Source organism: Citrobacter sp. Cpo069, assembly GCF_030332785.1.
Taxonomy (GTDB): Bacteria; Pseudomonadota; Gammaproteobacteria; order Enterobacterales; family Enterobacteriaceae; genus Citrobacter; species Citrobacter portucalensis.
Map to the genome: position 1 here is coordinate 75018 of NZ_JAOWHD010000063.1, position 26586 is coordinate 101603.

Here is a 26586-nt window from a genome sequence, read left to right on the forward strand (position 1 = left end):
AAATAAGTAATTTCCTAAAAAATCTTATGGCACATAGGGTTATGGTGTTAAATTAAATGAGCAGAGGTAACGCTGAGGCGATGTATCAGGTGCAAAAAACGCTGCCGGTTTGCTAAGCCCAGACGCGCAATCAGCTGGTTCAGGCGATAGATGATACGGTGGTAGGGGCGAGCTTGTAACAAAGCAATCTCTTTTAAGGAGTTACCTTGTAAAAGTAATTCCACCATCTCCCAATCGAGCTGGTTTATGTGCCTGGAGTGAATATAGTTAAGGACTGGCGACAATAAAGCGCGGCGCATCTCCGGGAGGCGCAGGCTACGTGACAAGATATAAAATGGACCGGACAGAGAAATAAAAGGGATTAGGTCTTCATCGTGGCGGGAAAGCAATATGAAGATTTGGATGTTATTCCGCGGTTTAATTAGCTGGCGCAGATACTCCAGAACATCAAAATAAGAGATTGTTAAACCTTCCATATCAACCACTAACTGACTAATTACCGACTCTCGCAGGCTGACTTTGGCCGATTCAATGGTCTGGAAGATCGCGGTACGTGCTCCTGAAAATAAATGTCGACCCAGCGTATAGGCCAGATAGTAATCTGTCGTAATAATCGCCTGAGATATAGTGTCACTCGGTAATGTGTATTCGAGTTTTTGCGTCAGATACTCAAGTTGGTCAAATACTTGTGATGTGTAGTGAGGATATTGCCAGGTACAGTTAGTGTTTCGTATACGGCGATGTCGATCCCGGCGTTTTGCGCTGTGCATCCTTTTCCATTCCATTTCTGTTGCGGCAGGTCTGGATAAATTGCCGACTATAAACATCCCTGACCCAAATTTTCTCCAGCGTAAAGGCGAGTTTCCTTGTGCTGTTGGGTTTCAATGCTTCAGCAATCATCAGACTGGCAATTGCGTATCCCATCAGAATAATCTGCCGGAAGTTTTCTGATGTCTTACTCAATGCCCAAAAAGTCGTTTTATCCAGTTCAACCTCTCTATGGGATTAGATAAAATATTACCGGGTGTGTCTTTCTGTTACCCCGGAAATAGTAAGCTAGGATTATTCTGGCAGCATGGAGATAGGTACAGTAGGTGCCGATACTTAATTGGTGATGAGATTTTTCTCAATAAAAAATCAGGCAGAGAGATGCCACCTAATTTTGTAGAAAGTTCAGATGCGCCCGGATGTATCTTAAGAATTGCTGATCGTTTTTCACATGCAGCTTTTTCATAATGCTGCGACGGGTGGCTTTAGCCTGAATTTCGCTTACCGAGAGCAAGTGAGCCGTTTCGGCTAAGGTATAGCCGCTGGCGAGAAACATTAAGAACTGACGTTCTTCGATAGAAAAGTTGCGAGTGGTGCAGTAATGGCAGATAGTTGCGGGCACGTTGTTGCGCAGCGCACGTTTTTGCAGGATGAGGACTAATTTTTTAGTCATTTCCTCAACGTCATCTTCCCGATAGATCAGTGGCAACATGTACAGGCAGGGCCGGAACATCAGCTTATCTTTATCGTTTCTGTTGCAGATGACAACCCGGTGTTGGCGGCGGGTATGGATCGGAATCTGATAGCAATCGGCGCTGAGCCAATCTTCATCCAGGGAAATAAACGCGATGTCAGCGCGATCGATATCCTCGACAGGCAAAAAGCAAATCTCCTGATGCCACTGATTTGCCAAATGGGAGATGATAATTTTTAGTCCATGTTCAAAGTGACTGTTTTCTTCCTTGATGGCGATACTTAACATTAAAGAGTTCCTGAACCGCTGGAGGGGTAAGGGAATGTTAAGCAAAATCATAAATATTCTAAATACATGTATCCCTAAATCTGGCGTTTCGTGGGCTGAGTTGTTACCAGGCGATTTCCTGGATACCCTTGAACCAGCAGAAAAAATCAACATTCGTTCACTTCGCCAGCAACTGAAACAAAAGGCATTGACTCAGCAGGCGCTGACCGTATAATTCACGCGTTTCATCTGCATGAAGTAATCACTTCGCAATGCGCCCTTAGCTCAGTTGGATAGAGCAACGGCCTTCTAAGCCGTAGGTCGTAGGTTCGAATCCTACAGGGCGTACCATTCAAAGTCAGTCCCTATGCTCAGCTTCAACGTACCGTTACGCGCGGGACGGTTTTTCTGCTTCCAGCCAACGTTCTACCTCATAAAGACTTTGTTGGATCTCCTCTCTGAGTGAAAAATCACCCAACGGCTGCTGTTCAAGTGCTGCACACATCGTGCTGGCTGAGCGCATTCCCATGCTGGCGCAGCTGCTTTTTAGCTGATGCGTCAGACGTTTTATCCGCTCGTCGTCATGTGCTGCGCGGGCAGCGTCAATCTCATCTAATACAGGAAGAGTGTGTTGCTTAAAGAGCGCTAACCATTCGTGCACCTTTTGCCACCCCATAACCTGGATATCTCCAGCCAATTGCTGAAAATCTAACCGTTTGTTGTCATTTTCTGATGCAAGCGGGAGAGTCGCACTACCGTGCAGATAATGCGTAATAAGTCGACTGAGTTCATCCCGGGGGACTGGTTTTTGAATAATGCCAAGGAACAGGGTGCTGGTTCTTTGGCTTAGCGTTTCGTCGATGACGTGCGCGCTAAAGCCGATCAAGCTAAGTGCCGGATAGTCGTGGGCTAACTGCTGTGCCAGCGTGATCCCGTCGATATCAGGAAGATCGAAATCAACCAGAGCTGCATCGTAGCGTGTATCTTCCTGCAATATTTTTAGCGCCTCAGCGGCACTGCTGGCAGCAGTAACCTGTGCGCCATTGAGGATGAGCATTTCAGTACTGATACGTTGTGTAAGAGGATTATCCTCGATAAGCAATAAGCGTAAGCCCTGTAAAGATATGGAGCGTTGTGCGGGTTTCATGATGGGCATCGTGGTTGCCCGCAATGGCAGACGCAGCTGGAAACAACTCCCGACGCCGGGTGTGCTGGTGACGCTCAGCTCTCCCTGCATTGCCTGGGCAAGACTGGCGCTGATGGTTAGTCCGAGTCCGGTTCCACCTCGTTTACTGCTTACCTGAACAAACGGCTGAAAAATATCGTGCTGGCGGGCAGGGTCAATTCCACATCCCGTATCTTCAACCTCGATGTACCAGTTTTTGCCCTCACATCGGCTACGCAGGATGATGTGTCCCCGATCGGTAAAGCGTAGTGCGTTGTTTAATAAATTAGTAATGATTTGCCGGATGCGGCGCGGATCACCACGCAGGGAAGCGGGAACGTCATCGGCAAAATCCGCAACCAGCACGACCGGGCGACCAGCAACGCGGCTGTTCATGAGTTGAAGCGTACTTTCCAGCAAGGGTTTGGGTTCAAAAGGCTCATCGCCTATTGCCACATTTTTTCCACCGGCTTCGATGGCGGAATAGTCCAGAATATCGTTGAGGATGGTCAGCAAAGACTCGCCCGAGTCGGTGATTGCGCGTAGATTTTCCCGATGCTGTGCCAGGGAGGGATTGTCTGAGAGTAACTGCGCAGTGCCGAGGATACCATACAGCGGGGTGCGTATTTCATGGCTCATGGCGGCAAGAAACGCCGATTTTGCCTGGTTAGCTTTTTCAGCTTCTGCACGGGCCTGTCGGTGTTCAGATACCATAGAACGCAGCTCTGTGGTGCGAGCTTTAACCTGTGCAGCCAGATGTTCGCGATGGCTATTGAGGGCGTGAACGCTGCCGCGAAAGGCATCCATCAACCGCCCGATGGTATCCAGTTCACGAACGCCTGCGGTTTCCGGGAATGGGGAGTCAATATCCCCCTCCAGCAGACGCTGTAACGCCTGGGTTTGCTGTGCCAGTGGTCGAGTGACTGAGCGATAAACCACACGCCAAAGTATAAGAATCAGCAAACATAATGACACGCCACCTAACAGCAGCAGCAAGTGTTGCCCGCGCTGGCTGGCCTGTTTGAGATGTGCCAGTCCGCTTTGATTACGCTGGCCGATGATTTCCACCAACTGGCTGACTTCGCTACTGAAACGGGTAAATTGCTCGATATTATTCTGCGATAAGATCTGCAATTGGGTCGTGATGTCATTATCCTGGCGATACAGGGACAGCAGCTCAACATAACGGCTAATCGTATTGACGGTGTTGGCCACCTGAGTGCGCACCACGGGATCTTCAATACGTATTTGTCGGCGCTGAAGTACTCTGACGGCGGCATTCAACTGGTTTTCCAGCGCAGCCAGGTTATTCTGCGCCTGGTTATTCCCCAGATTCATCACCATTTGCTGCACGCGTAGCGCACTCAGGCGCAGTTCATTCATCTGGTTATAATATTCCAGATCGATATCGATGAGCCTGTCCAGCGCGTGTTCAGCGGCCTGCCCCTGATGGCTCTCAATCAAATCATAAATGCTGGCCTGTGTCGCTCCCGCCGACGTGGCGGCATTACTGGCCTGACCGCGTGCCATTTCGGCAACGTCAGCGGTGGCCTCAATAATTTGCTGGCTGAGTTGTTGCTGTTGAGCGCGTAATTTCAGGCGTTCGCCAACCATCTCCCCCTGATGGCTTAACGACCGGGCGATTTCTTTCTCCTGCTGTTCAATGGCAGAAGTATCAAAGCCCTGCTCACGAAGGGTTTTGAGTAATGTGGTTATTTTCAGACTCTGGGCGGTTAACATTCTCCCCTGAGCCAGCCACATATTTCCATTGTCTGCGGTGGTCAGATTTTGTGCGGAAAACAGTTCCCAGGCGCTGGCTTCGCTGAGCTGGCGTGCCATATCCATGGTTGGAATTAGCGCCTGGGTATTGGCCTGCTCAACCTGGCTGACAAAACGCAGGTTATACCAGCCTGTCAGCGTACTGATGAGAGTCAGTGCCGCCATCAGCGCAAAGCCTATCCACAGTCGTTTGGTCAGAGATAAATTCACTGTCTGGTCGCCACAGATTAAAAAGGTTGAGTCCAAAAGTGGAAAGCAACTAGGATAAAGCCTTATCAATGTTGAGGCTATCATGCGCGTATTGGTTTTCCTGTTAATCACGCTTTTTCCCGGTTTGAGTCATGCGGCTGGGGCCGCATTGCTGCGCTGGCAGGATACGCAGCAGGCAGTCCCGGAACTGCAATCGGACGTTACTGCAAACAAAGTCTGGAAACTATGCGCGCTGTATCCCAGCCTGAAAGACTCCTATTGGCTTTCAGTGAATTACGGCATGCTTGAGGCGGCGAGAAAATACGGAGTAAGTCTGAAGGTGTTAGAGGCGGGAGGGTATCGTCAGTTCTCCACGCAAAAAACACAAATCGCCCAGTGCCAGCAATGGGGAGCAGATGCCATATTGCTGGGTAGCAGCACGACGACTTTCCCGGATCTTTCCGCGCAGGTAGGCGCGTTGCCGGTCATTGAGGTAGTGAATGCGATAGACGATCCGACGGTGAAAGCACGGGTCGGTGTTCCGTGGTTCCAGATGGGGTACCAGCCGGGCCGCTATCTGGTCAAGTGGAGCGGCGGCAAACCGTTAAAGGTTCTGCTATTGCCAGGACCTGATGGCGCCGGAGGCAGCCGCGAAATGGTGGCAGGATTCCGTCAGGCGATTGCCGGTAGTCAGGTGAACATCGTGGATGTGGCGTTGGGGGATAATGATATTGAAGTTCAGCGCAACCTGTTGCAGGAGATGCTTGAGCGTCACCCGGATGTCGATGTGGTTGCCGGTACGGCAATTGCTGCGGAAGCGGCGATGGGAGAGAAGCGGAATCCGGGGACGCCGCTAACCGTGGTCTCTTTTTACCTGTCGCATCAGGTGTATCGCGGACTTAAACGCGAAAGAATCATTATGGCTGCCAGCGATCAGATGGTCTGGCAAGGTGAACTGGCGATTCAACAGGCGATCAGGGTGCTACAAGGGCAACCGGTACCGGAAAATATCAGTCCGCCGATCCTGGTGCTCACCCCGAAAAATGCCGACAGCCAGCATGTTCAACGCTCGCTGTCTCCTGGCGGGTTCCGTCCGGTTTATCTGTATCAGTACACGTCGGCCGCTAAAAAATAACCTTCGCCGTGCTGTGTCACCAGTAAATCAGCCCGTAGCTTGTGGCGCAAACGGCGGATCAGTACATCTACGGTGCGTAAGTCTGGATTGTCTACCCGTCGTGCCGAAAGCATACGCAGTAAACGTTCGCGGCTGAGAATTTCCCCCGGATTGGTGACAAAGGCGACCAGCATTTCATACTCGGCGCGGGTGAGTTTGATCGTCTCATCGCCCAGCTCCAGGGTATGCCGGGAGACATTCAGGCAGTATCCGGCAAACTGATAGCAGTTATCTTTGGTCTCCGGCTGTGCCTGGCGGGCAAGATCGATACGCCAGAGCAAATTTTTAACCCGAACCACCAGTTCACGTAGCTCCAGCGGCTTGGTGACATAATCATCAGCGCCCATTTCCAGGCCAACGATCCGGTCAATTTGATCGCTACGACCTGTCACCAGAATGATCCCCACCGTTGAGCGTTCGCGCAGGGCGCGGGTCAGCATTAAGCCATTTTCGTCCGGGAGGTTGATATCCAACAGAATGAGATCGACAGGATATTGTGACATGATTTCACGCAGACCAGCTCCGCTGGCGGTGACAGAGACATGATAACCTTCCTGTTCAAAATATGCCTGTAACCTCGCCTGGGTAACGGGTTCATCTTCAACAATGACAATGTGATGCGGCATCCTGATGGTGTTCTCTTTCTGTTCATATCTGTTCACATTGTGCCGTAAGCCATTCATCCTGACCAGTGTTGCTGTTCACATTTGAGAAATAAGATCCTCTGTAACTAAACCATAAGATTACAGGGGCTATTATGCGGAAACTATGGAGGGCGCTGCTCAGACCGAGCGCACGTTGGTCAGTGTTGGCGCTGGTCGTTATCGGGATTGTGGTCGGTATTGCGCTGATCGTCTTACCGCACGTTGGTATTAAATTAACCAGTTCTACCGAGTTTTGCGTGAGCTGCCACAGTATGCAGCCGGTTTACGAAGAATATAAACAGTCTGCGCATTTTCAGAATGCCTCCGGGGTGCGCGCAGAATGTCATGACTGCCACATTCCATCCGATATTCCAGGCATGGTGAAACGTAAGCTGGAGGCCAGCAACGATATTTACCAAACCTTTGTTGCCCACTCTATTGATACTCCAGAGAAATTCGAAGCCAAACGCGCTGAGCTGGCGGAGCGCGAATGGGCGCGAATGAAGGAGAACAACTCCGCGACCTGTCGTTCTTGTCATGACTATGATGCGATGGACCACGCGAAACAACATCCTGAAGCTGCGCGCCAGATGAAGATTGCGGCCAAGGACAACCAATCCTGTATCGACTGCCATAAAGGTATTGCACACCAGCTTCCCGATATGAGCAGCGGTTTCCGCAAGCAGTTTGATGAGTTACGCGCCAGGGCGAACGACGATGGCGAGACGCTCTACTCTCTGGACATCAAACCTATTTATGCCGCCAAAGGTGATAAAGAACCTGCAGGTTCACTGCTGCCCGCTTCTGAAGTGAAAGTGTTAAAGCGTGACGGTGACTGGCTGCAAATTGAAATTGTGGGCTGGACCGAGAGTAATGGGCGTCAGCGCGTGTTGGCGCAACTGCCGGGCAAGCGCATTTTTGTGGCTTCCATTCGTGGCGACATCCAGCAGCACGTGAAGACGCTGGAGCAAACCACCGTTGCGGAAACGAATACGCCATGGAGTAAATTGCAGGCCACTGCCTGGATGCAGAAGGGCGATATGGTTAACGATATCAAACCTATCTGGGCTTATGCCGACTCGCTCTATAACGGAACCTGTAACCAATGCCACGGTGCACCAGAGAAAGAACACTTTGATGCTAACGGTTGGATTGGCACGTTGAACGGCATGATTGGATTTACCAGTCTGGATAAACGCGAAGAACGTACCTTGCTGAAATATTTGCAGATGAATGCCTCTGACACTACGGATAAGCCGCATGGCGATAAGGGAGAAAGCAATGAAAAATAACGATCTCTTTCAGGCATCGCGCCGACGTTTTTTGCTGCAACTGGGCGGCTTGACCGTAGCTGGTATGTTAGGGCCTTCGCTGCTCACGCCGCGTAGCGCTAATGCCGCAGAGGTGCAGGGGGCAGGCGTCAAAGAGGGGATTCTGACCGGTTCTCACTGGGGGGCGATTCGTGCCACCGTGGTTGACGGTCGTTTCATTGAAGCCAGGCCGTTCGAGCGCGATAAATACCCGTCAAAAATGATCGCCGGACTCCCGGATCACGTACACGGTGGAGCGCGTATTCGCTACCCGATGGTCCGCGTGGACTGGTTGCGTAAACGCCATCAGAGCGATACCTCGCAACGTGGAGATAACCGCTTTGTGCGCGTTTCGTGGGATGAAGCGCTGGATTTCTTCTATCAGGAGCTGGAGCGCATTCAGAAGACTTATGGTCCGAGCGCGCTGCTAACGGCCAGCGGCTGGCAATCGACCGGGATGTTCCATAATGCTTCCGGGATGCTGGCGCGTGCCATTGCGCTGCATGGCAACAGCGTGAGTACGGGGGGCGACTATTCCACCGGTGCCGCTCAGGTGATCCTGCCGCGTGTAGTCGGGTCAATGGAGGTATATGAGCAGCAGACTTCCTGGCCACTGGTACTCGAAAACAGCAAAACCATTGTGCTGTGGGGTTCTGACCTCATCAAAAACCAGCAGGCGAACTGGTGGTGTCCAGATCATGATGTCTACGAATACTACGAGCAACTGAAGGATAAAGTGGCGCGGGGCGAGATTTCGGTCATCAGCGTTGACCCGGTCATTACCTCGACTCACGACTACCTGGGCCGCGACAAGGTTAAGCACATCGCCGTGAATCCGCAGGCTGATGTGCCGCTACAGCTGGCGCTGGCACACACGCTGTATACCGAGAAGCTCTACGATAAGCATTTCCTCGAGAACTACTGCGTTGGGTTTGAGCAATTTCTGCCTTATCTGCTGGGAGAAAGTGACGGACAGCCTAAAGATGCCCAGTGGGCGGAAAAAATCTGCGGGATTGATGCTGAGACAATCCGTGAACTTGCGCGGCAGATGGCGGGCGGCAGAACGCAAATTATTGCTGGCTGGTGCGTGCAGCGTATGCAGCACGGGGAACAGTGGGCGTGGATGATCGTGGTGCTGGCCTCAATGCTCGGGCAAATTGGCTTACCCGGGGGGGGATTTGGCTTTGGCTGGCACTACAACGGCGCGGGCACCCCAGGGCGTAAAGGCGTTATCCTGAGCGGATTTTCTGGTTCTACCACCGTTCCACCGGTACATGACAGCACCGATTATAAGGGCTACAGCAGTACTATCCCGATCGCGCGTTTTATCGATGCGATTCTGGAGCCGGGCAAGAGCATTAACTGGAACGGTAAAACCGTCAAGCTGCCACCGTTGAAGATGTGCGTTTTTGCCGGGACCAACCCTTTCCATCGTCACCAGCAGATCAACCGTATTATTGAGGGCTGGCGGAAGCTGGAAACCGTTATCGCCATCGACAATCAGTGGACTTCGACCTGTCGATTCGCCGATATCGTATTGCCGGCGACAACCCAGTTTGAACGTAACGATCTCGACCAATATGGCAACCACTCCAACCGCGGCATTATCGCTATGAAGCAGCTGGTGCAGCCGCAGTTTGAAGCGCGTAATGATTTCGATATTTTCCGCGATCTTTGCCGCCGCTTTAACCGTGAAGAAGCGTTCACAGAAGGGTTGGATGAGATGGGCTGGTTGAAGCGCATCTGGCAGGAAGGAAGCCAGCAAGGGAAGGGACGCGGTGTTCATCTTCCGTCTTTCGACGTTTTCTGGAATCAGCAAGAGTACGTTGAATTCGAACATCCGCAGATGTTTGTCCGTCATCAGGCCTTCCGCGAAGATCCCGACCTTGAACCTCTGGGGACGCCGAGCGGTTTGATCGAGATATATTCGAAAACTATTGCCGACATGCAATATGACGATTGTCAGGGGCATCCAATGTGGTTTGAGAAAATCGAACGTTCACACGGTGGGCCTGGATCGCAACGTTGGCCGCTACATCTGCAATCCGTCCACCCGGATTTCCGTCTGCATTCACAGCTCTGCGAGTCCGAAGCGCTGCGCAAGCATTACGCGGTAGGTGGCAAAGAGCCGGTGTTTATTAACCCGCAGGATGCCAGCGCCAGGGGGATCCGCAACGGCGATATAGTTCGTGTATTTAACGCGCGTGGACAAGTGCTGGCCGGCGCGGTTGTCTCCGATCTCTACTCGCCGGGCGTGGCGCGCATCCATGAAGGTGCCTGGTACGATCCTGATAACGGTGGAGAAATCGGAGCGCTGTGTAAATACGGCAATCCGAACGTGTTAACCCTAGATATCGGTACGTCTCAGCTGGCGCAGGCGACCAGTGCGCATACTACGCTGGTGGAAATTGAGAAATATACCGGTAAGGTGGATAACGTGACGGCGTTCAGCGGCCCGATAAAAATGGTGGCGCAGTGCGAATATGTCCCGGCACAGAAGGTGACGTCATGATGAAACACACCTCCCTGACGACAGAACAGATGGCCTGTGTTTATGCATGGTTGGCGCAAATGTTTTCCCGGGAGCGTGACGGTGAGGGATTAGCGCAATTGCAGTCCAGCGAAATGACGGAGTGGTTCACCGTACTCAAAGGTGAACCGTCGCTTGAGGCGGATGTTCTTTTGCTGGAAGCGAAAATTGCCGCGCTCAAGGTACGTGAAGACTCTACCCTGGAACTGGCGGCTGATTTTTGCAGCCTGTTCCTGATGTCGGATAAACACGCCGCGTTACCCTATGCGTCGGCTCATCTTGAAGAAGGGCCAAACTACGGGGTCATTAAACAACTGTTATCTGATGCGGGCATGCAGGTAAGCGATACGTTTAGCGAATCAGCCGATCATCTGGCGATTTTTATCGAACTGCTGAGCCATCTGCATTTTTCTCTTGGTGAGCCAGGGGTTAGCCGTCAGCGTATTGATGCGTTGCGCAGAGAAACGCTGGCGGGGCTGTTACGCTGGTTACCGGAGTTCACCGCTAAATGCCGCCGATATGATGACTTTGGTTTCTACGCTGCGCTGAGCCAGCTGCTGCTGTCATTTGTCAGGCTGGATCATCAGAACTGAGTGATGGCCTGAGCCACAGAAAAACGGGAGCACATTCGCTCCCGTTTTAACCCTATCACCGCACAACCAGCACCGGGCATTTCGCGTGGCGGACTACGGCTGCCGCCGTTGAACCCAGTAAATAAGTGCTAAACCCCGGCTTGTGTGAGGCGATGACGATAAGCTCGGCGTCAACCGCCTCCGCCAGCTTGAGGATCTGATCCTTCGGCGGGCCGTAAACGACGTGGGTTTGAGTCCTGCCGGCAGGAATATTGAACTGCTTAATAATTTCTTCGAGTTTTTCGCTGGCCTTGGCCTGCAGACCACTTCTGTCCGGAAATTCGGTAGAGTAGGCCAGTCCCAGCGAGGCATAGAACGGAACGGTAGGAATAACGGCTAAAAAGTGGACCTTCGCGGTTTTAGCATGCGCCTGGACCTGCGGCACAACATGACGAGTGAGATCGGCTTCAGAGATATCAATGGGCACCAGAATTGAGCGATACATATTCACTACCTCCTGTTTGTTTTACCTCTACCCTGAGTGTAGCGAAAGTTGTTTCTGTATAATAAGTGACCAGATCAAGGATGTGTGCATCAGTGCGCGTCATTAAGCAGTATGTACTGTAAGCCTATCTTGAATATATTTCTGAGCAAAACCAAAAGAGATGTCCCCTCGTTAATGCTTGCCATCTCGAAATAGAAAAGGGTGCTTTTTTATATTTTTCATTGTATATTTAATTATATAACGATGGCCGTTAAGGGGGTAATTTCAACAGCGTTATGAACTCCGTAATTTTTTATTCTGACATCATCTTACTTTACAGATGTATAAACTTGGAAAGTGGTTTAAAAATCTGTTTTTAAAGAAAAAACAATAATTACATTTCGTTCTCACTAATTATGCGAGCCTCTTCAAACTTACCCATTTGCTGATTCTCATTTCTCTCCGCGCTTGATGAATATCAATAAATAGCTGCTTTAGGATATTTATTGTCTACCTCTAAAAGGGTATTCGTCTGATGGAATTAAAAGATGAGAAAAATAAATAAAACTATCCTATGGACGATGCTGCTGTGCATTGTTCTTGGTGCAGTTATTGTTTTGGCAGGGCAATGGACATTACATAAAACCTCGAGTACAGAATTCTGTTTGTCTTGCCATACGATGCAGGCGCCCTACGAAGAATATACAGGCTCGGTTCACTTCCAGAATCAGAAAGGCATTCGCGCAGAGTGCGCGGACTGTCATATCCCGGAGGGCGGTCTGGATTTTCTGGTGGCTAAGCTGCGGGCCTCAAAAGATGTTTATCATCAGTTCATAACCAAAAAAATCGATACCCCGGAAAAATTTGAAGAACACCGTCTGGAGATGGCGCAAACCGTTTGGGCACAGCTCAAGGCTAATGATTCTGCGACCTGCCGTAGCTGCCACAGTATGGACGCCATGGATCTTGCCGCACAAAGCGCGGATGCTCAGAAGATGCACAAAATGGGCATCGCGGAAAAGCAAACCTGTATTGATTGCCATAAAGGCGTCGCCCATTTCCCACCTGAAATAAAAATGGATGACAGTGCGCTTAAAGGACTTGAAGCGCAGTCAGCCTCCACCCCAGCTTCAGCAACTGAACTTTATGCTGTAAGCAACACCGCGCTTGGCGATCTGGGAACTGTTTACCCGGCAACCAAAATGCAGGTCCTGAAAACAACGGACAATGCGCGACTGGTCGAGATTCGCGGTAGCCAGATGCAAGGAAGTGAACAGGTTATTTACTACGCAGCAGGGCAGCGTTTGATTCTTGCCAGCCTGAGTGAAAAAGGTCAACAGTCGCTGAAGATCCTCTCCGACTGGAAAAAAGATGACTACGGCAATGCGTGGCGAGATGTCGTGCTGCAGGGCGAATGGAGCGGTTCCGCACTCGCCAGCCGTGAACCTATGTGGGATTACGCGCGCAAACTCGACAATGTTTACTGCGCGGGCTGTCATGCGCCAATTCCGGCGAATCACTTCACGCTTAACGCCTGGCCTTCAGTAGCCAAAGGGATGGGGGCCCGCACCAATATCAGTGAAACCGAACTGGATATCCTGAGCCGTTACTTCCAGTACAACGCTAAAGACATGAATAAATAAGCGATCAATCAGGAGAAATCATGAAACTCACAAGACGTGACTTTATTAAGACGGCTGGCGCGGCAACCGGGACAATGGCGATTTCTTCGGTGATCCCAATGCCAGCCTGGGCCGAAGGCCAGAATGGCGGAGCAATCCTGACGGCAGCACGTTGGGGTGCGGTATACGTGGAAGTAAAAGATGGAAAAGTGGTTTCCTCAAAAGGTGCGTTGCCGAAAACGGTGCCGAACTCATTACAGCAAACCGCGCCAGATCAGGTTCATACCAATATCCGCGTGAAGTATCCGATGGTGCGCAAAAGCTATCTGGAAAACCCGGGTAAAGCGGATGGCAAACGCGGTAACGATCCCTTCGTGCGGGTCAGCTGGGAACAGGCGCTGAAGCTCATTCATGAACAGCACAGCCGGATCCGCAGCAGCTATGGTCCCGCTTCGATATTTGCCGGTTCTTATGGCTGGCGATCCAGCGGCGTTCTGCATAAGGCGCAAACCTTACTGCAACGCTATATGAGCATGGCCGGTGGCTACGCTGGGCATACCGGAGATTATTCAACCGGTGCCGCGCAGGTGATCATGCCATACGTTGTGGGATCGGTTGAGGTTTATGAGCAGCAAACCACCTGGCCGATGGTGCTTGAGCACAGTCAGGTCGTGGTGCTGTGGGGGATGAACCCGCTCAACACCCTTAAGATTGCCTGGAGCAGCACGGATGAACAAGGGATCGAATACTTTAATCTGCTGAAGAAATCAGGGAAAAGCGTCATCGCCATCGATCCGATGCGTTCTGAAACCATCGAGTTCTTTGGTGATAATGCGACCTGGATTGCGCCACATATGGGGACCGACGTGGCAATGATGTTAGGGATCGCCCATACGCTGGTGAAGAAAAACCTTCACGACAAAGCCTTCCTGGAAAAATACACTACCGGATATCCGCAGTTTGAAGAGTACCTGCTCGGCAAGAGCGATAAAGTAGAGAAAACCGCCGAATGGGCATCTGGCGTGTGTGGCGTGCCTGCTGAGCAACTGGAAAAGCTGGCGGAAATTTTCTCCAGCAACAAAACCATGCTCATGGCAGGTTGGGGGATTCAGCGCCAGCAATACGGTGAGCAAAAACACTGGATGCTGGTGACTCTGGCGGCGATGCTGGGGCAAATTGGTACCGAAGGCGGCGGCTTCGGGTTCTCTTATCACTATTCCAATGGCGGTAACCCAACGCGCATCGGTGGGGTTTTACCGGCGATCTCCGCCAAAATTGAGGGTGGGTCATCGGCAGGTAATGACTGGGCGGTTTCCGATGCGGTGACCAGCCTGCCGGTAGCGCGAATTGTCGAAGCGCTGGAAAACCCAGGCGGCAAATATCAACATAACGGTAAAGAGCAAACCTTCCCGGATATCAAAATGATCTGGTGGGCGGGCGGCGCTAACTTTACCCATCATCAGGATACCAACCGCTTAATCAAAGCCTGGCAGAAGCCTGAACTGGTTGTCATCTCTGAATGCTACTGGACCGCTGCGGCCAAACACGCCGATATCGTTCTGCCAATCACCACCTCGTTTGAGCGTAACGATCTGACCATGACCGGTGATTACAGTAACCAGCATCTGGTACCGATGAAGCAGGTCATTGAGCCGCAGTTTGAAGCGCGTAGTGATTTTGACGTATTTGCCGATCTGGCTGAGATGCTCAAGCCGGGGGGGAAAGCTGTCTACACCGAAGGCAAAGACGAAATGGCGTGGCTGAAGCAGTTCTATGACGTCGCGCAAAAAGCCGCCCGCGCCCAGCGTGTTGCCATGCCTCAGTTCAACGCGTTCTGGCAGCAGAATAAACTGATCGAAATGCGTGAGAATGAAAAGAATAACAAATATGTGCGCTACGCGGATTTCCGCAGCGATCCGGTGATGAACGCACTCGGAACGCCGAGCGGCAAGATAGAAATCTACTCGAAAACGATTGAAGGCTATCAGTATAAAGACTGTCCGCCGCATGCGTCCTGGATTGAACCGGATGAATGGAAAGGAACTGCGGATAAAGATCAGCTGCAGCTACTGACGGCGCACCCGGCACATCGTCTGCATAGCCAGCTGAACTACGCGTCGCTACGTAAAGAGTACGCGATTGCCAATCGTGAACCGGTGACGATTCATCCGGATGACGCAAAAGCCAGAGGGATTGCCGAGGGCGATCTGGTCCGCGTATGGAATGCTCGTGGACAGGTTCTGGTTGGGGCGCACGTCAGCGACGGCATCAAACCGGGTATCATCTGTATTCATGAAGGCGCATGGCCGGATATTGAAAACGGTATCTGTAAAAATGGCGGCGCGAACGTGCTGACGGCGGATATCCCGACTTCAAGACTGGCGAACGGCTGTGCCGGGAATACCAGCCTGGTATACGCAGAAAAATACACCGGTGAAGCGCCAAAACTCACCGTCTTTGATGAGCCAGCAATTGTCACCATGTAATGATGACTGATAAACGGGGGCCGTAAGGCTCCCGTTTTTTATTGCTGTTTGGGCAACGTTTTACTGTTGTTACTCAGCCAGCACTATCACATCTCCCGTTGCCGGGGCGTCAGTTCCCGGTAGCCACAATCGCCCCCACGAACCGGTGCAATGACAGCCGAGCAGTTTTTCGGGTTGCTGTTGCTGAATAAATTGTCGGGTCCGCCATAGCTTAGCGGGGGAGGCGGCGCGTAAATGAAAGCCACCGACTAGGGCATAAATTTTGTTAACCCCGGTGATTTTCTGGCAATGGCGTACGATGTTTTCTATTCCCCGATGCCCGCAACCGGTAATGATGACTAACCCGCGTGCAGATTTATAGATCAATACGCCTTCGTCACTGATGTAATCTGGCTGGAGTGTTTTCTCGCTAATCACGCCATAGGACTGTGGCGTGGGGACACTGATTTCCCCGGACCACAAAAAACGATCGCTGATAGCCAGCGGCTCGCGGGTGTATTCCATTATGAATCGAGAGTAGTTGTTATCACGCGAGAGTTTTTTAATTTTTCGTGGTATTCCCGCAACCGTTATCGATGCGTAACGCTCGCAGGCCAGTTGAGGATGGCAAATGATACGGCTGTTATCCGCAAGCCACGGCACGCCGCCGCAGTGATCATAATGACCGTGCGACAGCACTACGGCGGTTAATTGCGTCAGGTCTACGCCCATTTGCGTAGCGTTGTGCATGAAGCTGCCATCCGGCCCGGTATCAAACAATATTGTGGTTGTTTCATCCTGAACTAACAGACTTAATCCAGGCTTGGCCAGTATTGATTTTTCTGCGCCAGCAGCACGTCGGTTTTCAAGCAGCACCGTGAGAGTTAAAGCCATGCCTGACTCCCGTATTAAAACGGTATACTGTAATGCATCGCTTTTGAGAGCGCTGTGATCGCAGCGCTCTTTAGCGTTATCCGTTATTCACGCACAATTTTGCCTGCATTTCCTGCATCGCTGTCATTCCAGCTACCGTGACCATTTGTTTTAATGGTGTAAGTGGCATAACCGACGCGGAAGGTCATCGTATCCTTATAGGTATTTACGTCACGCACTTCATTACCATTGACGTAAACGCCGGAATCTTCGACGTGAATATCAACACTGCGTTGACCATTGGCAAATTTGGCTACGTAATTTCCGCTGAATTTGCCATCAATACCGGCATTATCGTGGTTATCCGTGTTAGTGGTATTTTGCTGTTTTTCACCATGATGATGACGATTCTGCTGGCCGTTGCTGTTCTCAATAAAGCCATGATCGCGGTTCCACTGATAGGATTTATTCACATCGCAGCCATTGAGTTCACTCATCTGCGTACAACCTGAACGTTCATACTTTTTCTGCATTGCCGGGGTAATTGCACATGCTGTTGTGGCAGTTGTCAGGCCAAGGACCAGGAGGGTTAGCAGACGTTTATTCATTTTTTACTCACTATCATCATTAAATTTATTTATAGGAATGCGAACATTTGGACTGTCATGTTTACGACGACGGCAGTCTCCCATTAAATATTAATGAAGCATACCAGGGGGAATCCTAATTTATAATTAGGGTGGGGTGATGAATGCTGTAATACGCAACAAAACAAGCCGTTTATTTACTTATTTTATACAACCCGGGTAGAGAACTAAGATGTATTCACTTTTAGAAGAAGGATTTAATAAATTATTAATATTGACATTAACGATGAAGTGGGACGCGGGCTTGTATATAAACAGGCCCGCGTGGGGAGAGTAGTCCACAATATTCAAACTTCGCGTATTTATGGATGTCGTTGTCAATATAGTTCGTCTTTACCCCTGAGTGGAGATCTGCGCGCGGTGCTGCTCGGCCTGTACCTCATGAGCAAATGAATGGCCGTTGTTTACCGATTGGTGAACAACCATCGCTTTTTCATGTTCATTCATTTGTGAAAATGATTTCGCATTGGTTGATATTGACGATGAATTATTTGCTTGCGCGGCGTGTGCTTGTGCCATTTGTTGATGTGCAGGAGCATCGCTGTTATTCATCATTTCATGAGCCATTGCGGCCTGCTGATGCATTTTGGGTGTTTCTGCCGCATTAACGCCAGCTGAAATAAAAAACGCGATAGCTAAAAAAGAGGACATCTTATTCATCATATTTCTCCTGTTTGGGTTTACGGAAGAAAGTATAATTAATAGGGGCTGTCAGTGGCGTGACAGGATTATGACGGTTGTGTCAGACAACAGGTGATGACGGGTATAAGCGTCATCACCATAAATTACATCGCGTGCTTGGGCAGCGTCAGAATAAAGCGAGTGGCATGAGGGTCGGAAGTCACCGAGACTTTTCCTTGATGAGCAGTCACAATCGATTTCACAATCGCCAGACCAATGCCGCTGCCTTCACCCTTACGCTGTCGTGAAGGGTCCACTCGATAAAAGCGGTCAAAGAGTCGCGGAAGATGTTGCGGGGGAATGGGGTTTCCGGGATTCTCAACGACTATCTGCACCTGGCCATCCGCCTCTTTCACCCGCACGGTTACCGACTCGCCTTTTGGCGTATAGCGCATGGCATTTGACAGCAGATTACTCATTGCCCGGCGTAACATTAATGGGTCGCCAGAAACCCAGCATGCGCGTCCTTCAAACCGTAAACCAACCTCACGCTCTTCAGCCCAGGCTTCGAAAAAGTCGAACACTTTACCGACCTCATCAGCCAGATTGAGTGCTTTTTTTTCTGGGATCAGCTGATTGTTATCCGCCTGCGCCAGAAACAGCATATCACTCACCATCTTCGACATACGGCCAAACTCTTCGAGATTGGAATACAGCACATCTTCCAGTTCTTTTTGGCTGCGGGTCTGGCTGAGCGCAATTTCCGTTTGGGTGACGAGGTTAGTAATTGGCGTGCGGATCTCATGGGCAATATCCGCTGAGAAGTTCGACTGGCGTTTAAATACGTCCTCGATGCGTTCGATCATGTGATTAAACGAACTCACCAGCTGTTCCAGTTCAATAGGAACAGCTTGCGGATCGAGGCGTACATCGAGATCTTTCGAGGTGATATTTTGGATGCGACGACTGACGTTACGAATCGGTTCATGACCTTTGTATACGGCGAACAACACGATAAAGACAATCATCATGCTAATCAGCGATGCTGTCATAATCAGCTTGTTTTTCAGATCGTTAATATAGTGCAGATGAAAGTCGATCGATAATGCCAGATACAGCGTATACGCTGGTTTTCCATCAGCGAGTTGTCCTACCGGCAGGCGAATCATTCGCCAGTTAGACGATGTTTTCTGTCCGTGGATATGTTTGGAGGTTTGCAGTGTGGGGCCTGAGATAATAAAAACATCGCTGGCATGAGCATTTTTATCGGGCCTTGCACTGGCGATAAACTGCCGGAGATCCGGCGCATTGGGCGAATGGAAAATGGCCTTTTGGTTGTTATCTTCCAGAGAAATAATGACGTTCGAATAACCCGCCACCACATTTTTTAGCGTTTCCAGGCGGCGTGATTCTGGCTCGTTGGGTTGGTTAATAATCCTCTCCAGCGTGGCGCTAATCTCTTGTAAATCGTTGATGTCCTGCTCGGCGAAGTGGACTTTCACGGAGTGGATCATTATCCATGCAAAGGCGAAAAATGAAGCAATTGTCGCCAGGCTGATAAAAAAGGTCAGTCGTGTCGCCAGTGAAAAAGGGCGCCGCCATCGTTTACTGGTCATCAGGAACCTCAAGCATATATCCCACACCGCGCACGGTCTGAATCAGTTTCGGCTCAAAATCGTTATCAATTTTGGCGCGTAGACGCTTAACGGCGACGTCGATGGCATTAGTATCGCTGTCAAAATTCATATCCCAGACCTGGGAGGCGATCAGTGAGCGGGGTAAAACTTCCCCCTGATGGCGCAGGAAAAACTCAAGCAGCGTAAACTCTTTGCTGGTCAGGGTGATGCGCGTACCGCTGCGGGTGACTTTCCTGCTGACCAGATCGACCATTAAATCCGCGACCTGAAACTGGCTTTCAACAATCACCGCAGCGCCCCGGCGCAGCAGCGTTCTGACCCGTGCCAGCAGTTCGGCGAAGGCAAACGGTTTAACCAGGTAATCATCAGCACCTAATTCCAGACCTTTAACCCGATGTTCAATGGTACCCAGTGCGGTGAGGAGAAGAATGGGCATTCCTTTGTTGGCGGAACGCAGCATCCGCACGATATCCCAGCCGTTTACATCCGGCAGCATGATGTCGAGTATGAGCAGGTCGTAATCGCCGGTCATCGCCAGGTGATACCCGTTCAGGCCGTTATCCGCCAAATCCACAACAAAACCCGCTTCCGTCAGGCCTTTCGTCAGGTATTCACCGGTTTTTTTCTCATCTTCGACTATCAAAACCTTCATCGCATTCTCCTTCTCGCACTGGTTGTGCGGACTTTCAATTCTAGGGAAGCGGGATCGGATAGCAATCTGTTATTGGGAAAATGACAGTTTTGTCATTTTCCTGTCACCGGTTAAACAGAGTCACTTCGTTAAAGTACAAGACTATAAATTCCTACTTATTTTAGGGACATCAGTCCGGTCAGGACGAGAAGAACTATGAGCAAATTTAAGCTTCTTACTCTCAGCGCTATATTCGTGCTCGCTGGTTGTTCATTGGCGCCGGACTATCAGCGCCCGGCCTTGCCGGTGCCACAGCAATTTTCTTTAAGCCAGAATTCCCTGGTGTCGGCTCCTGGTGAATACCAGGACACGGGGTGGCGAACCTTTTTTTTTGACGACCAGGTGAAGGCGTTGATTGGTGAGGCGCTGATCAATAACCGCGATTTACGCATGGCGACGCTGAAGGTTCAGGAAGCGCGAGCGCAGTATGGCGTCACGGACGCTGACCGTTATCCGCAAATCACGGCAGGCTCCAGCGGTACCTACAGCGGTAAATTAAAAGGTGATAGCAGCACCGATCGTGAATTCGAAGCTGGACTCAATCTCAGTTTCGACCTGGATTTCTTTGGGCGGCTTAAAAATATGAGTGAAGCCGAACGGCAGAACTTCTTCGCCAGCGAAGAGGCGCGTCGGGCGGTGCATATCTTATTAATTTCCAACGTGTCGCAAAGCTATTTCAACCAGCGTCTGGCTTACGCGCAGTTGCAAGTTGCCGAAGAAACGCTGCAAAACTATCAGCGCTCTTATGCTTTTGTAGAGAAGCAACTGATAACCGGTAGCACCAACGTACTGGCGTTGGAACAAGCGCGCGGTGTGATTGAAAGTACGCGTAGCGAAATTGCCAAGCGTAAAGGTGAGTTGGCACAGGCCAATAACGCGCTGCAACTGTTGCTGGGTACATACGGGAAATTACCCGATGACCAGGCGCGCAGCCGTGGGGATATTAAACCGGTAACGCTGCCGCCATCGTTGTCGTCGCAAATACTGTTGCAGCGCCCGGATATTATGGAAGCTGAGCACGGATTATTGGCGGCAAATGCCAATATCGGTGCTGCGCGGGCGGCATTTTTTCCGTCGATAACGTTGACCAGTTCCGTGTCCAGTAGCAGTAGCGATCTTTCCAATTTATTTAATGCCTCCAGCGGCATGTGGAATTTTGTCCCCAAAATAGATATTCCAATCTTCAACGCCGGACGTAATCAGTCCAATCTCGACCTGGCAGAAATTCGCCAGCAACAGTCAGTAGTTAATTACGAACAAAAAATTCAGAACGCGTTTAAAGAAGTGGCGGATGCACTGGTGTTACGCCAAAGCATTGCCGATCAAATTAGTGGGCAGCAGCGTTATCTGGATTCATTGCAAATCACACTACAGCGCGCCAGAGCGCTTTATCAGAATGGCGCAGTTAGCTATATCGAAGTATTAGACGCAGAACGTTCTTTATTCGCTACGCGGCAATCGCTGCTCGATCTTAATTACGCCCAACAGGTTAATGAAATTAAACTGTTTGCTGCCTTAGGCGGCGGTTGGGTGGAGTAATCCTTAATATTAACTTTTCAGGAGCATGATGTATGAATACTACCGCCAAAGCCGTACTGTTTAGCCTTTTCTCTGTGGTTATGTTTAACGCCCAGGCCAATGAAAATCAGCATGGCGAGATGATGAATATGCAGCCAGCGGCTCAACAGGAACAACTCATTAGCGCTAACGGGGTGATTGAAGCTGTTGATATGGAGAGTAAAAAAATCACGATTAAGCATGACCCTATTCCAGCGGTGAACTGGCCGGCCATGACGATGCGCTTTACGCTGGTTGCTGATACGAAGGCTGATGATATTAAGCCAGGCGATAAGGTCGCGTTTACGTTTGTTCAGCAGGGAAATCTCTCTGTGTTACGCGATATTCACATCAGTAAATAACGTTCTCGCTGGTCTCTTTTATTCTTGCCCGAGTTTTTTGCGAACGCGGGTGAGACTATCGCGCAATGGAAATCACTATGGCGTCTTTAAATATTAAAAATACCGCGCTTATTCTCGGTAGCATGATTGCCGGCGGGATTATTTCTGTCGGTGTTTATACTTATTATTCATCGGTAAAAATATCGTCTGTAGCCGGGCCAGTTCAGCAAAAAGAAGCCAGAAAAGTGTTGTTCTGGTATGACCCCATGTATCCGAACACGCGCTTTGATAAACCGGGTAAATCGCCGTTTATGGATATGGATCTGATCCCGAAATATGCCGATGAAGAGACCGCGAACGCGTCATCGCCTGGCGTGCGCATCGATCCTACACAGACCCAGAACCTGGGGCTGAAAACAGAGCCAGTGCGTCGTGGACCACTGCACTACGCGCAAACGTTCCCGGCCAACGTTAGTTATAACGAATACCAGTTTGTTATTGTCCAGGCACGCTCTGCGGGCTTTATCGAGAAGGTTTACCCGCTGACCGTGGGGGACAAAATTAAGAAGGGTTCGCCGCTGATCGACCTGACTATTCCTGATTGGGTTGAGGCGCAGAGCGAATATTTATTGCTGCGGGAAACGGGTGGTAGCGCGACGCAGGTGGAAGGGATTCTGGAGAGATTACGTCTGGCTGGAATGCCTGAAGCAGATATCCAGCGCTTAAAATCGACGCGTAAAATTCAGACCCGCTTTACTCTAAAAGCGCCTATCGATGGGGTGATCACCGCATTCGATTTGCGTACCGGTATGAACATTTCCAAAGACAATGTGGTCGCGAAAATTCAGGGTATGGACCCGGTATGGGTTAGCGCGTCGGTCCCGGAATCTATCGCCTGGCTGATTAAAGATGCCTCGCAATTTACCATCACCGTGCCCGCCTGGCCGGATAAGCCTTTCACCATCAGCAAGTGGAGTATCTTACCAAGCGTTGATGCTACCACGCGTACGCTCCAGCTCCGTTTACAGGTCGATAACCCCGACGAGGCGCTCAAGCCCGGGATGAATGCTTACCTGCAACTGAAAACACAAAGCGAGCCAATGCTGCTGATCCCGTCTAAGGCACTAATTGATACGGGTACCGAGCAGCGGGTCATCACCGTTGATAACGAAGGCCGATTTGTGCCGAAACAGGTTGCGGTATTCCATGAATCCCAGGGGCTGACGGCTATCCGCTCCGGCCTGACCGAAGGCGAAAAAGTGGTGTCCAGTGGCCTGTTCCTGATTGATTCTGAAGCGAATATCTCTGGCGCACTGGACCGTATGCGCGCCCAGAACAGTAAGGCGCAAGACGCAGCCGCCATGCCAGCCCAGGCGACCCATTCACACTGAGGACATGATAAATGATTGAATGGATTATCCGTCGTTCGGTGGCAAACCGTTTTCTGGTGATGATGGGGGCGCTGTTTCTTAGCGTCTGGGGAACCTGGACCATCATCAATACGCCGGTTGATGCGCTGCCCGATCTCTCTGATGTTCAGGTGATCGTCAAAACCAGTTATCCGGGGCAGGCGCCGCAAATTGTTGAAAATCAGGTGACCTACCCGCTGACCACCACCATGCTGTCGGTACCGGGTGCGAAAACCGTGCGCGGTTTCTCGCAGTTTGGTGATTCCTACGTGTACGTCATTTTCGAAGATGGTACCGATCCTTACTGGGCGCGCTCGCGCGTACTGGAGTATCTCAACCAGGTTCAGGGAAAATTACCGGCTGGCGTTAGCGCGGAAATGGGACCGGACGCCACGGGCGTTGGCTGGATATTTGAGTACGCGCTGGTGGATCGCAGTGGGAAACATGATCTGGCGGAATTACGCTCTCTTCAGGACTGGTTTTTAAAGTATGAGTTAAAAACGATTCCTAACGTGGCGGAGGTCGCTTCGGTAGGCGGCGTGGTTAAACAGTATCAGGTCGTTATCGATCCGATGAAGCTGACGCAATATGGCATCAGCCTGGCGGACGTGAAATCGGCGCTGGATACGTCGAATCAGGAAGCGGGCGGCTCATCTGTTGAGATGGCTGAAGCGGAATATATGGTCCGCGCCAGTGGATATCTGCAAACGCTCGATGATTTTAATAACATCGTCCTGAAAACAGGGGCCGACGGTGTACCTGTTTACCTGCGCGATGTGGCGCGCGTACAGATTGGGCCGGAAATGCGCCGCGGGATCGCCGAACTGAATGGCGAAGGCGAAGTCGCGGGCGGGGTGGTTATCCTGCGTTCCGGTAAAAATGCGCGTGAGGTGATCTCTGCCGTTAAAGCCAAACTCGACACGCTGAAAAGCAGCCTGCCGGAAGGCGTAGAGGTAGTTACAACATACGATCGCAGTCAGCTCATCGATCGCGCCATTGATAACCTCAGCTACAAGCTGCTGGAAGAGTTTATCGTCGTGGCGCTGGTGTGCGCACTGTTCCTGTGGCATCTACGTTCGGCGCTGGTGGCGATTATTTCCTTGCCGCTGGGGCTGTGTATCGCGTTTATCGTGATGCATTTCCAGGGTTTGAACGCCAACATCATGTCGCTAGGGGGAATTGCCATTGCCGTCGGGGCGATGGTTGATGCCGCAATCGTGATGATTGAAAACGCCCATAAGCGGCTCGAAGAGTGGGGGCATCAGCATCCGAATGAAAAGCTCGATAACGCAACGCGCTGGAAGGTTATTACTGACGCCTCGGTAGAAGTCGGCCCGGCATTGTTCATCAGCCTGTTGATCATCACGTTGTCGTTTATCCCCATTTTCACGCTTGAGGGGCAAGAGGGGCGACTGTTCGGCCCGCTGGCGTTCACCAAAACGTATGCGATGGCAGGCGCGGCATTTCTGGCGATTGTGGTTATTCCTATCCTGATGGGGTTCTGGATCCGTGGAAAAATACCGGCCGAAAGTAGCAACCCGCTTAACCGTTTTCTGATCCGTATTTACCATCCGTTGTTGCTGAAGGTGTTGCACTGGCCCAAGATCACCATTCTGGTGGCGGTGCTTTCAATACTGACGGTTGTCTACCCGCTGAATAAAGTCGGTGGTGAATTCCTGCCGCAGATTAACGAAGGCGATCTGCTGTATATGCCTTCGACATTGCCGGGGATCTCAGCGGCGCAGGCAGCGGACATGCTGCAGAAAACCGACAAGCTGATCATGACCGTTCCGGAGGTGGCGCGCGTGTTTGGTAAAACCGGTAAGGCAGAAACCGCAACAGACTCCGCGCCGCTGGAAATGGTTGAAACGACGATCCAACTGAAGCCGCAGGACCAGTGGCGTCCGGGGATGACGATGGACAAAATCATCGCCGAGCTGGACAAAACCGTACGCTTGCCGGGGCTGGCGAATCTGTGGGTTCCGCCGATTCGTAACCGTATCGACATGCTCTCTACGGGGATCAAAAGCCCAATTGGCATTAAGGTGTCGGGTAATGTTCTGGCAGATATCGACGCCACGGCGGAGCAAATTGAAGAGGTGGCCAGAACCGTGCCGGGTGTCTCTTCGGCGCTGGCCGAGCGTCTGGTGGGCGGACGCTATCTCAACGTAGATATTAATCGTGAAAAAGCGGCCCGGTACGGCATGACCGTAGGTGCTGTGCAGCTGTTTGTCACTTCAGCGGTAGGAGGGGCAATGGTGGGCGAAACGGTGGAAGGGATTGCACGCTATCCTATCAACCTGCGCTATGCGCAGAGCTATCGTGATAGCCCGGAAGCATTGCGTAATCTGCCGATTCTGACGCCCATGAAACAGCAAATTACGCTGGCGGATGTCGCCGATGTGACGGTGGTTTCGGGGCCTTCGATGCTGAAAACCGAAGATGCGCGACCAACCAGTTGGATTTACATCGACGCCCGAGATCGTGACATGGTCTCAGTGGTGAACGATCTGAAAAAGGCTATTGCTGAAAAGGTCCAGTTAAAGCCTGGGACCAGCGTGGCGTTTTCAGGGCAATTCGAGCTGCTTGAGCGCGCCAGCCATAAGCTCAAGTTGATGGTGCCAATGACGCTGATGATTATCTTCGTCTTGCTTTATCTGGCCTTCCGTCGCTTTGGCGAAGCGCTGCTGATTATCACCAGTGTGCCTTTTGCGCTGGTGGGCGGCATCTGGTTCCTTTACTGGATGGGTTTCCATATGTCGGTCGCAACCGGAACCGGATTTATCGCCCTGGCAGGTGTTGCTGCGGAGTTTGGCGTGGTGATGCTGATGTACTTGCGCCACGCTATTGAAGCCGAACCCGCGCTGGAAAATCCGCAAACCTTTACGGCGGACAAGCTGGATGAAGCGTTATATCACGGTGCCGTGCTGCGCGTGCGCCCAAAAGCGATGACCGTGGCGGTGATTATCGCGGGTCTGTTACCTATCTTGTGGGGGACGGGAGCTGGCTCAGAAGTCATGAGCCGCATCGCCGCGCCGATGATTGGCGGCATGATCACCGCGCCATTGCTGTCGCTATTCATTATTCCGGCTGCGTATAAGCTGATGTGGCTGCACAGACACCGCGGTCAAAAATAATGCTCTAAAG

General features: G+C 51.1%; 21 protein-coding genes and 1 tRNA gene. 12 read left to right on the forward strand and 10 right to left on the reverse strand.

Annotated elements, in window-relative coordinates:
• Positions 1-47 precede the first annotated feature (47 nt).
• Together fimY and fimW are read right to left on the reverse strand one after the other, a co-directional pair.
• Positions 48-770 (reverse strand): fimbria biosynthesis regulator FimY, encoded by a 723-nt coding sequence (gene fimY, locus OGY08_RS23045; protein ID WP_008784008.1) that lies wholly within the window; start codon positions 768-770, stop codon positions 48-50.
• Between the two features lie 386 nt (positions 771-1156).
• Complete coding sequence (fimW, locus tag OGY08_RS23050; RefSeq protein ID WP_125363824.1) at positions 1157-1750, reverse strand: fimbria biosynthesis transcriptional regulator FimW; 594 nt, start codon at positions 1748-1750, stop codon at positions 1157-1159.
• Positions 1751-1784: 34 nt separating this feature from the next.
• On the opposite strand from fimW, the gene OGY08_RS23055 reads away from it, so the two are divergent.
• Together OGY08_RS23055 and OGY08_RS23060 are read left to right on the forward strand one after the other, a co-directional pair.
• Positions 1785-1964: a hypothetical protein gene (locus tag OGY08_RS23055; RefSeq protein ID WP_048235938.1), complete on the forward strand. Its 180-nt coding sequence runs from the start codon at positions 1785-1787 to the stop codon at positions 1962-1964.
• Positions 1965-2003: 39 nt separating this feature from the next.
• A tRNA-Arg gene (locus tag OGY08_RS23060) sits at positions 2004-2080 on the forward strand.
• Positions 2081-2117: 37 nt separating this feature from the next.
• Here OGY08_RS23060 and torS read toward each other — a convergent pair.
• Positions 2118-4883, reverse strand: coding sequence for a TMAO reductase system sensor histidine kinase/response regulator TorS (gene torS, locus OGY08_RS23065; protein WP_286566667.1), 2766 nt, complete (start codon positions 4881-4883; stop codon positions 2118-2120).
• Between the two features lie 82 nt (positions 4884-4965).
• On the opposite strand from torS, the gene torT reads away from it, so the two are divergent.
• Positions 4966-5997, forward strand: coding sequence for a TMAO reductase system periplasmic protein TorT (torT, locus tag OGY08_RS23070; RefSeq protein ID WP_241176339.1), 1032 nt, complete (start codon positions 4966-4968; stop codon positions 5995-5997).
• On the opposite strand, the gene torR is transcribed toward torT, so the two are convergent.
• A complete protein-coding gene (torR, locus tag OGY08_RS23075) occupies positions 5970-6662 on the reverse strand; it encodes a two-component system response regulator TorR (RefSeq protein ID WP_003831125.1) in 693 nt (230 codons plus the stop codon). The genes torT and torR overlap by 28 nt on opposite strands.
• Positions 6663-6793: 131 nt before the next feature.
• On the opposite strand from torR, the gene torC reads away from it, so the two are divergent.
• The 3 genes from torC to torD are packed head-to-tail and all read left to right on the forward strand — an operon-like array spanning position 6794 to position 11113.
• A complete protein-coding gene (gene torC, locus OGY08_RS23080) occupies positions 6794-7972 on the forward strand; it encodes a pentaheme c-type cytochrome TorC (RefSeq protein WP_003831126.1) in 1179 nt (392 codons plus the stop codon).
• The gene (gene torA, locus OGY08_RS23085) at positions 7962-10502 is read left to right on the forward strand and encodes a trimethylamine-N-oxide reductase TorA (RefSeq protein WP_241176338.1); all 2541 of its coding nucleotides are present in this window, start codon (positions 7962-7964) and stop codon (positions 10500-10502) included. Before torC ends, torA begins: the two co-directional genes overlap by 11 nt.
• On the forward strand, positions 10499-11113 hold the full coding sequence (torD, locus tag OGY08_RS23090) for a molecular chaperone TorD (RefSeq protein ID WP_286566671.1): 615 nt from the start codon (positions 10499-10501) through the stop codon (positions 11111-11113). The genes torA and torD overlap by 4 nt, the downstream gene beginning before the upstream one ends.
• Before the next feature lie 55 nt (positions 11114-11168).
• On the opposite strand, the gene uspF is transcribed toward torD, so the two are convergent.
• Positions 11169-11597 carry a universal stress protein UspF gene (gene uspF, locus OGY08_RS23095; protein WP_003831130.1) on the reverse strand — a complete coding sequence of 143 codons (429 nt, stop codon included), beginning with the start codon at positions 11595-11597 and terminating at the stop codon, positions 11169-11171.
• A 527-nt stretch (positions 11598-12124) separates the two neighbouring features.
• On the opposite strand from uspF, the gene OGY08_RS23100 reads away from it, so the two are divergent.
• Together OGY08_RS23100 and OGY08_RS23105 are read left to right on the forward strand one after the other, a co-directional pair.
• The gene (locus OGY08_RS23100; RefSeq protein ID WP_048235934.1) at positions 12125-13219 is read left to right on the forward strand and encodes a NapC/NirT family cytochrome c; all 1095 of its coding nucleotides are present in this window, start codon (positions 12125-12127) and stop codon (positions 13217-13219) included.
• A gap of 20 nt (positions 13220-13239) precedes the next feature.
• Complete coding sequence (locus tag OGY08_RS23105) at positions 13240-15684, forward strand: trimethylamine-N-oxide reductase 2 (RefSeq protein ID WP_032942601.1); 2445 nt, start codon at positions 13240-13242, stop codon at positions 15682-15684.
• A gap of 69 nt (positions 15685-15753) precedes the next feature.
• On the opposite strand, the gene OGY08_RS23110 is transcribed toward OGY08_RS23105, so the two are convergent.
• From OGY08_RS23110 to cusR, 5 genes are all read right to left on the reverse strand, one after another.
• Positions 15754-16557, reverse strand: a complete 804-nt coding sequence (locus OGY08_RS23110; RefSeq protein WP_286566674.1) for an MBL fold metallo-hydrolase — start codon at positions 16555-16557, stop codon at positions 15754-15756.
• Positions 16558-16640: 83 nt separating this feature from the next.
• On the reverse strand, positions 16641-17144 hold the full coding sequence (locus OGY08_RS23115) for a hypothetical protein (protein ID WP_008784020.1): 504 nt from the start codon (positions 17142-17144) through the stop codon (positions 16641-16643).
• 372 nt (positions 17145-17516) lie between these two features.
• Complete coding sequence (locus OGY08_RS23120) at positions 17517-17843, reverse strand: PcoE/SilE family metal-binding protein (protein ID WP_048214749.1); 327 nt, start codon at positions 17841-17843, stop codon at positions 17517-17519.
• Between the two features lie 125 nt (positions 17844-17968).
• Positions 17969-19420 carry a Cu(+)/Ag(+) sensor histidine kinase gene (locus tag OGY08_RS23125; RefSeq protein WP_167820312.1) on the reverse strand — a complete coding sequence of 484 codons (1452 nt, stop codon included), beginning with the start codon at positions 19418-19420 and terminating at the stop codon, positions 17969-17971.
• Positions 19410-20093: a copper response regulator transcription factor CusR gene (cusR, locus tag OGY08_RS23130; RefSeq protein ID WP_003831137.1), complete on the reverse strand. Its 684-nt coding sequence runs from the start codon at positions 20091-20093 to the stop codon at positions 19410-19412. Before cusR ends, OGY08_RS23125 begins: the two co-directional genes overlap by 11 nt.
• Positions 20094-20288: 195 nt before the next feature.
• On the opposite strand from cusR, the gene OGY08_RS23135 reads away from it, so the two are divergent.
• The 4 genes from OGY08_RS23135 (at position 20289) to OGY08_RS23150 (ending at position 26576) form a co-directional block, all read left to right on the forward strand.
• Positions 20289-21671 carry an efflux transporter outer membrane subunit gene (locus OGY08_RS23135; RefSeq protein WP_286566677.1) on the forward strand — a complete coding sequence of 461 codons (1383 nt, stop codon included), beginning with the start codon at positions 20289-20291 and terminating at the stop codon, positions 21669-21671.
• Between the two features lie 32 nt (positions 21672-21703).
• On the forward strand, positions 21704-22051 hold the full coding sequence (gene cusF / locus OGY08_RS23140) for a cation efflux system protein CusF (protein ID WP_057068636.1): 348 nt from the start codon (positions 21704-21706) through the stop codon (positions 22049-22051).
• A gap of 77 nt (positions 22052-22128) precedes the next feature.
• Positions 22129-23421 carry an efflux RND transporter periplasmic adaptor subunit gene (locus OGY08_RS23145; protein WP_191226292.1) on the forward strand — a complete coding sequence of 431 codons (1293 nt, stop codon included), beginning with the start codon at positions 22129-22131 and terminating at the stop codon, positions 23419-23421.
• 11 nt (positions 23422-23432) lie between these two features.
• Entirely contained in the window at positions 23433-26576 is a 3144-nt protein-coding gene (locus OGY08_RS23150) for a CusA/CzcA family heavy metal efflux RND transporter (RefSeq protein ID WP_103015055.1), read from the forward strand.
• Positions 26577-26586: the final 10 nt, after the last annotated feature.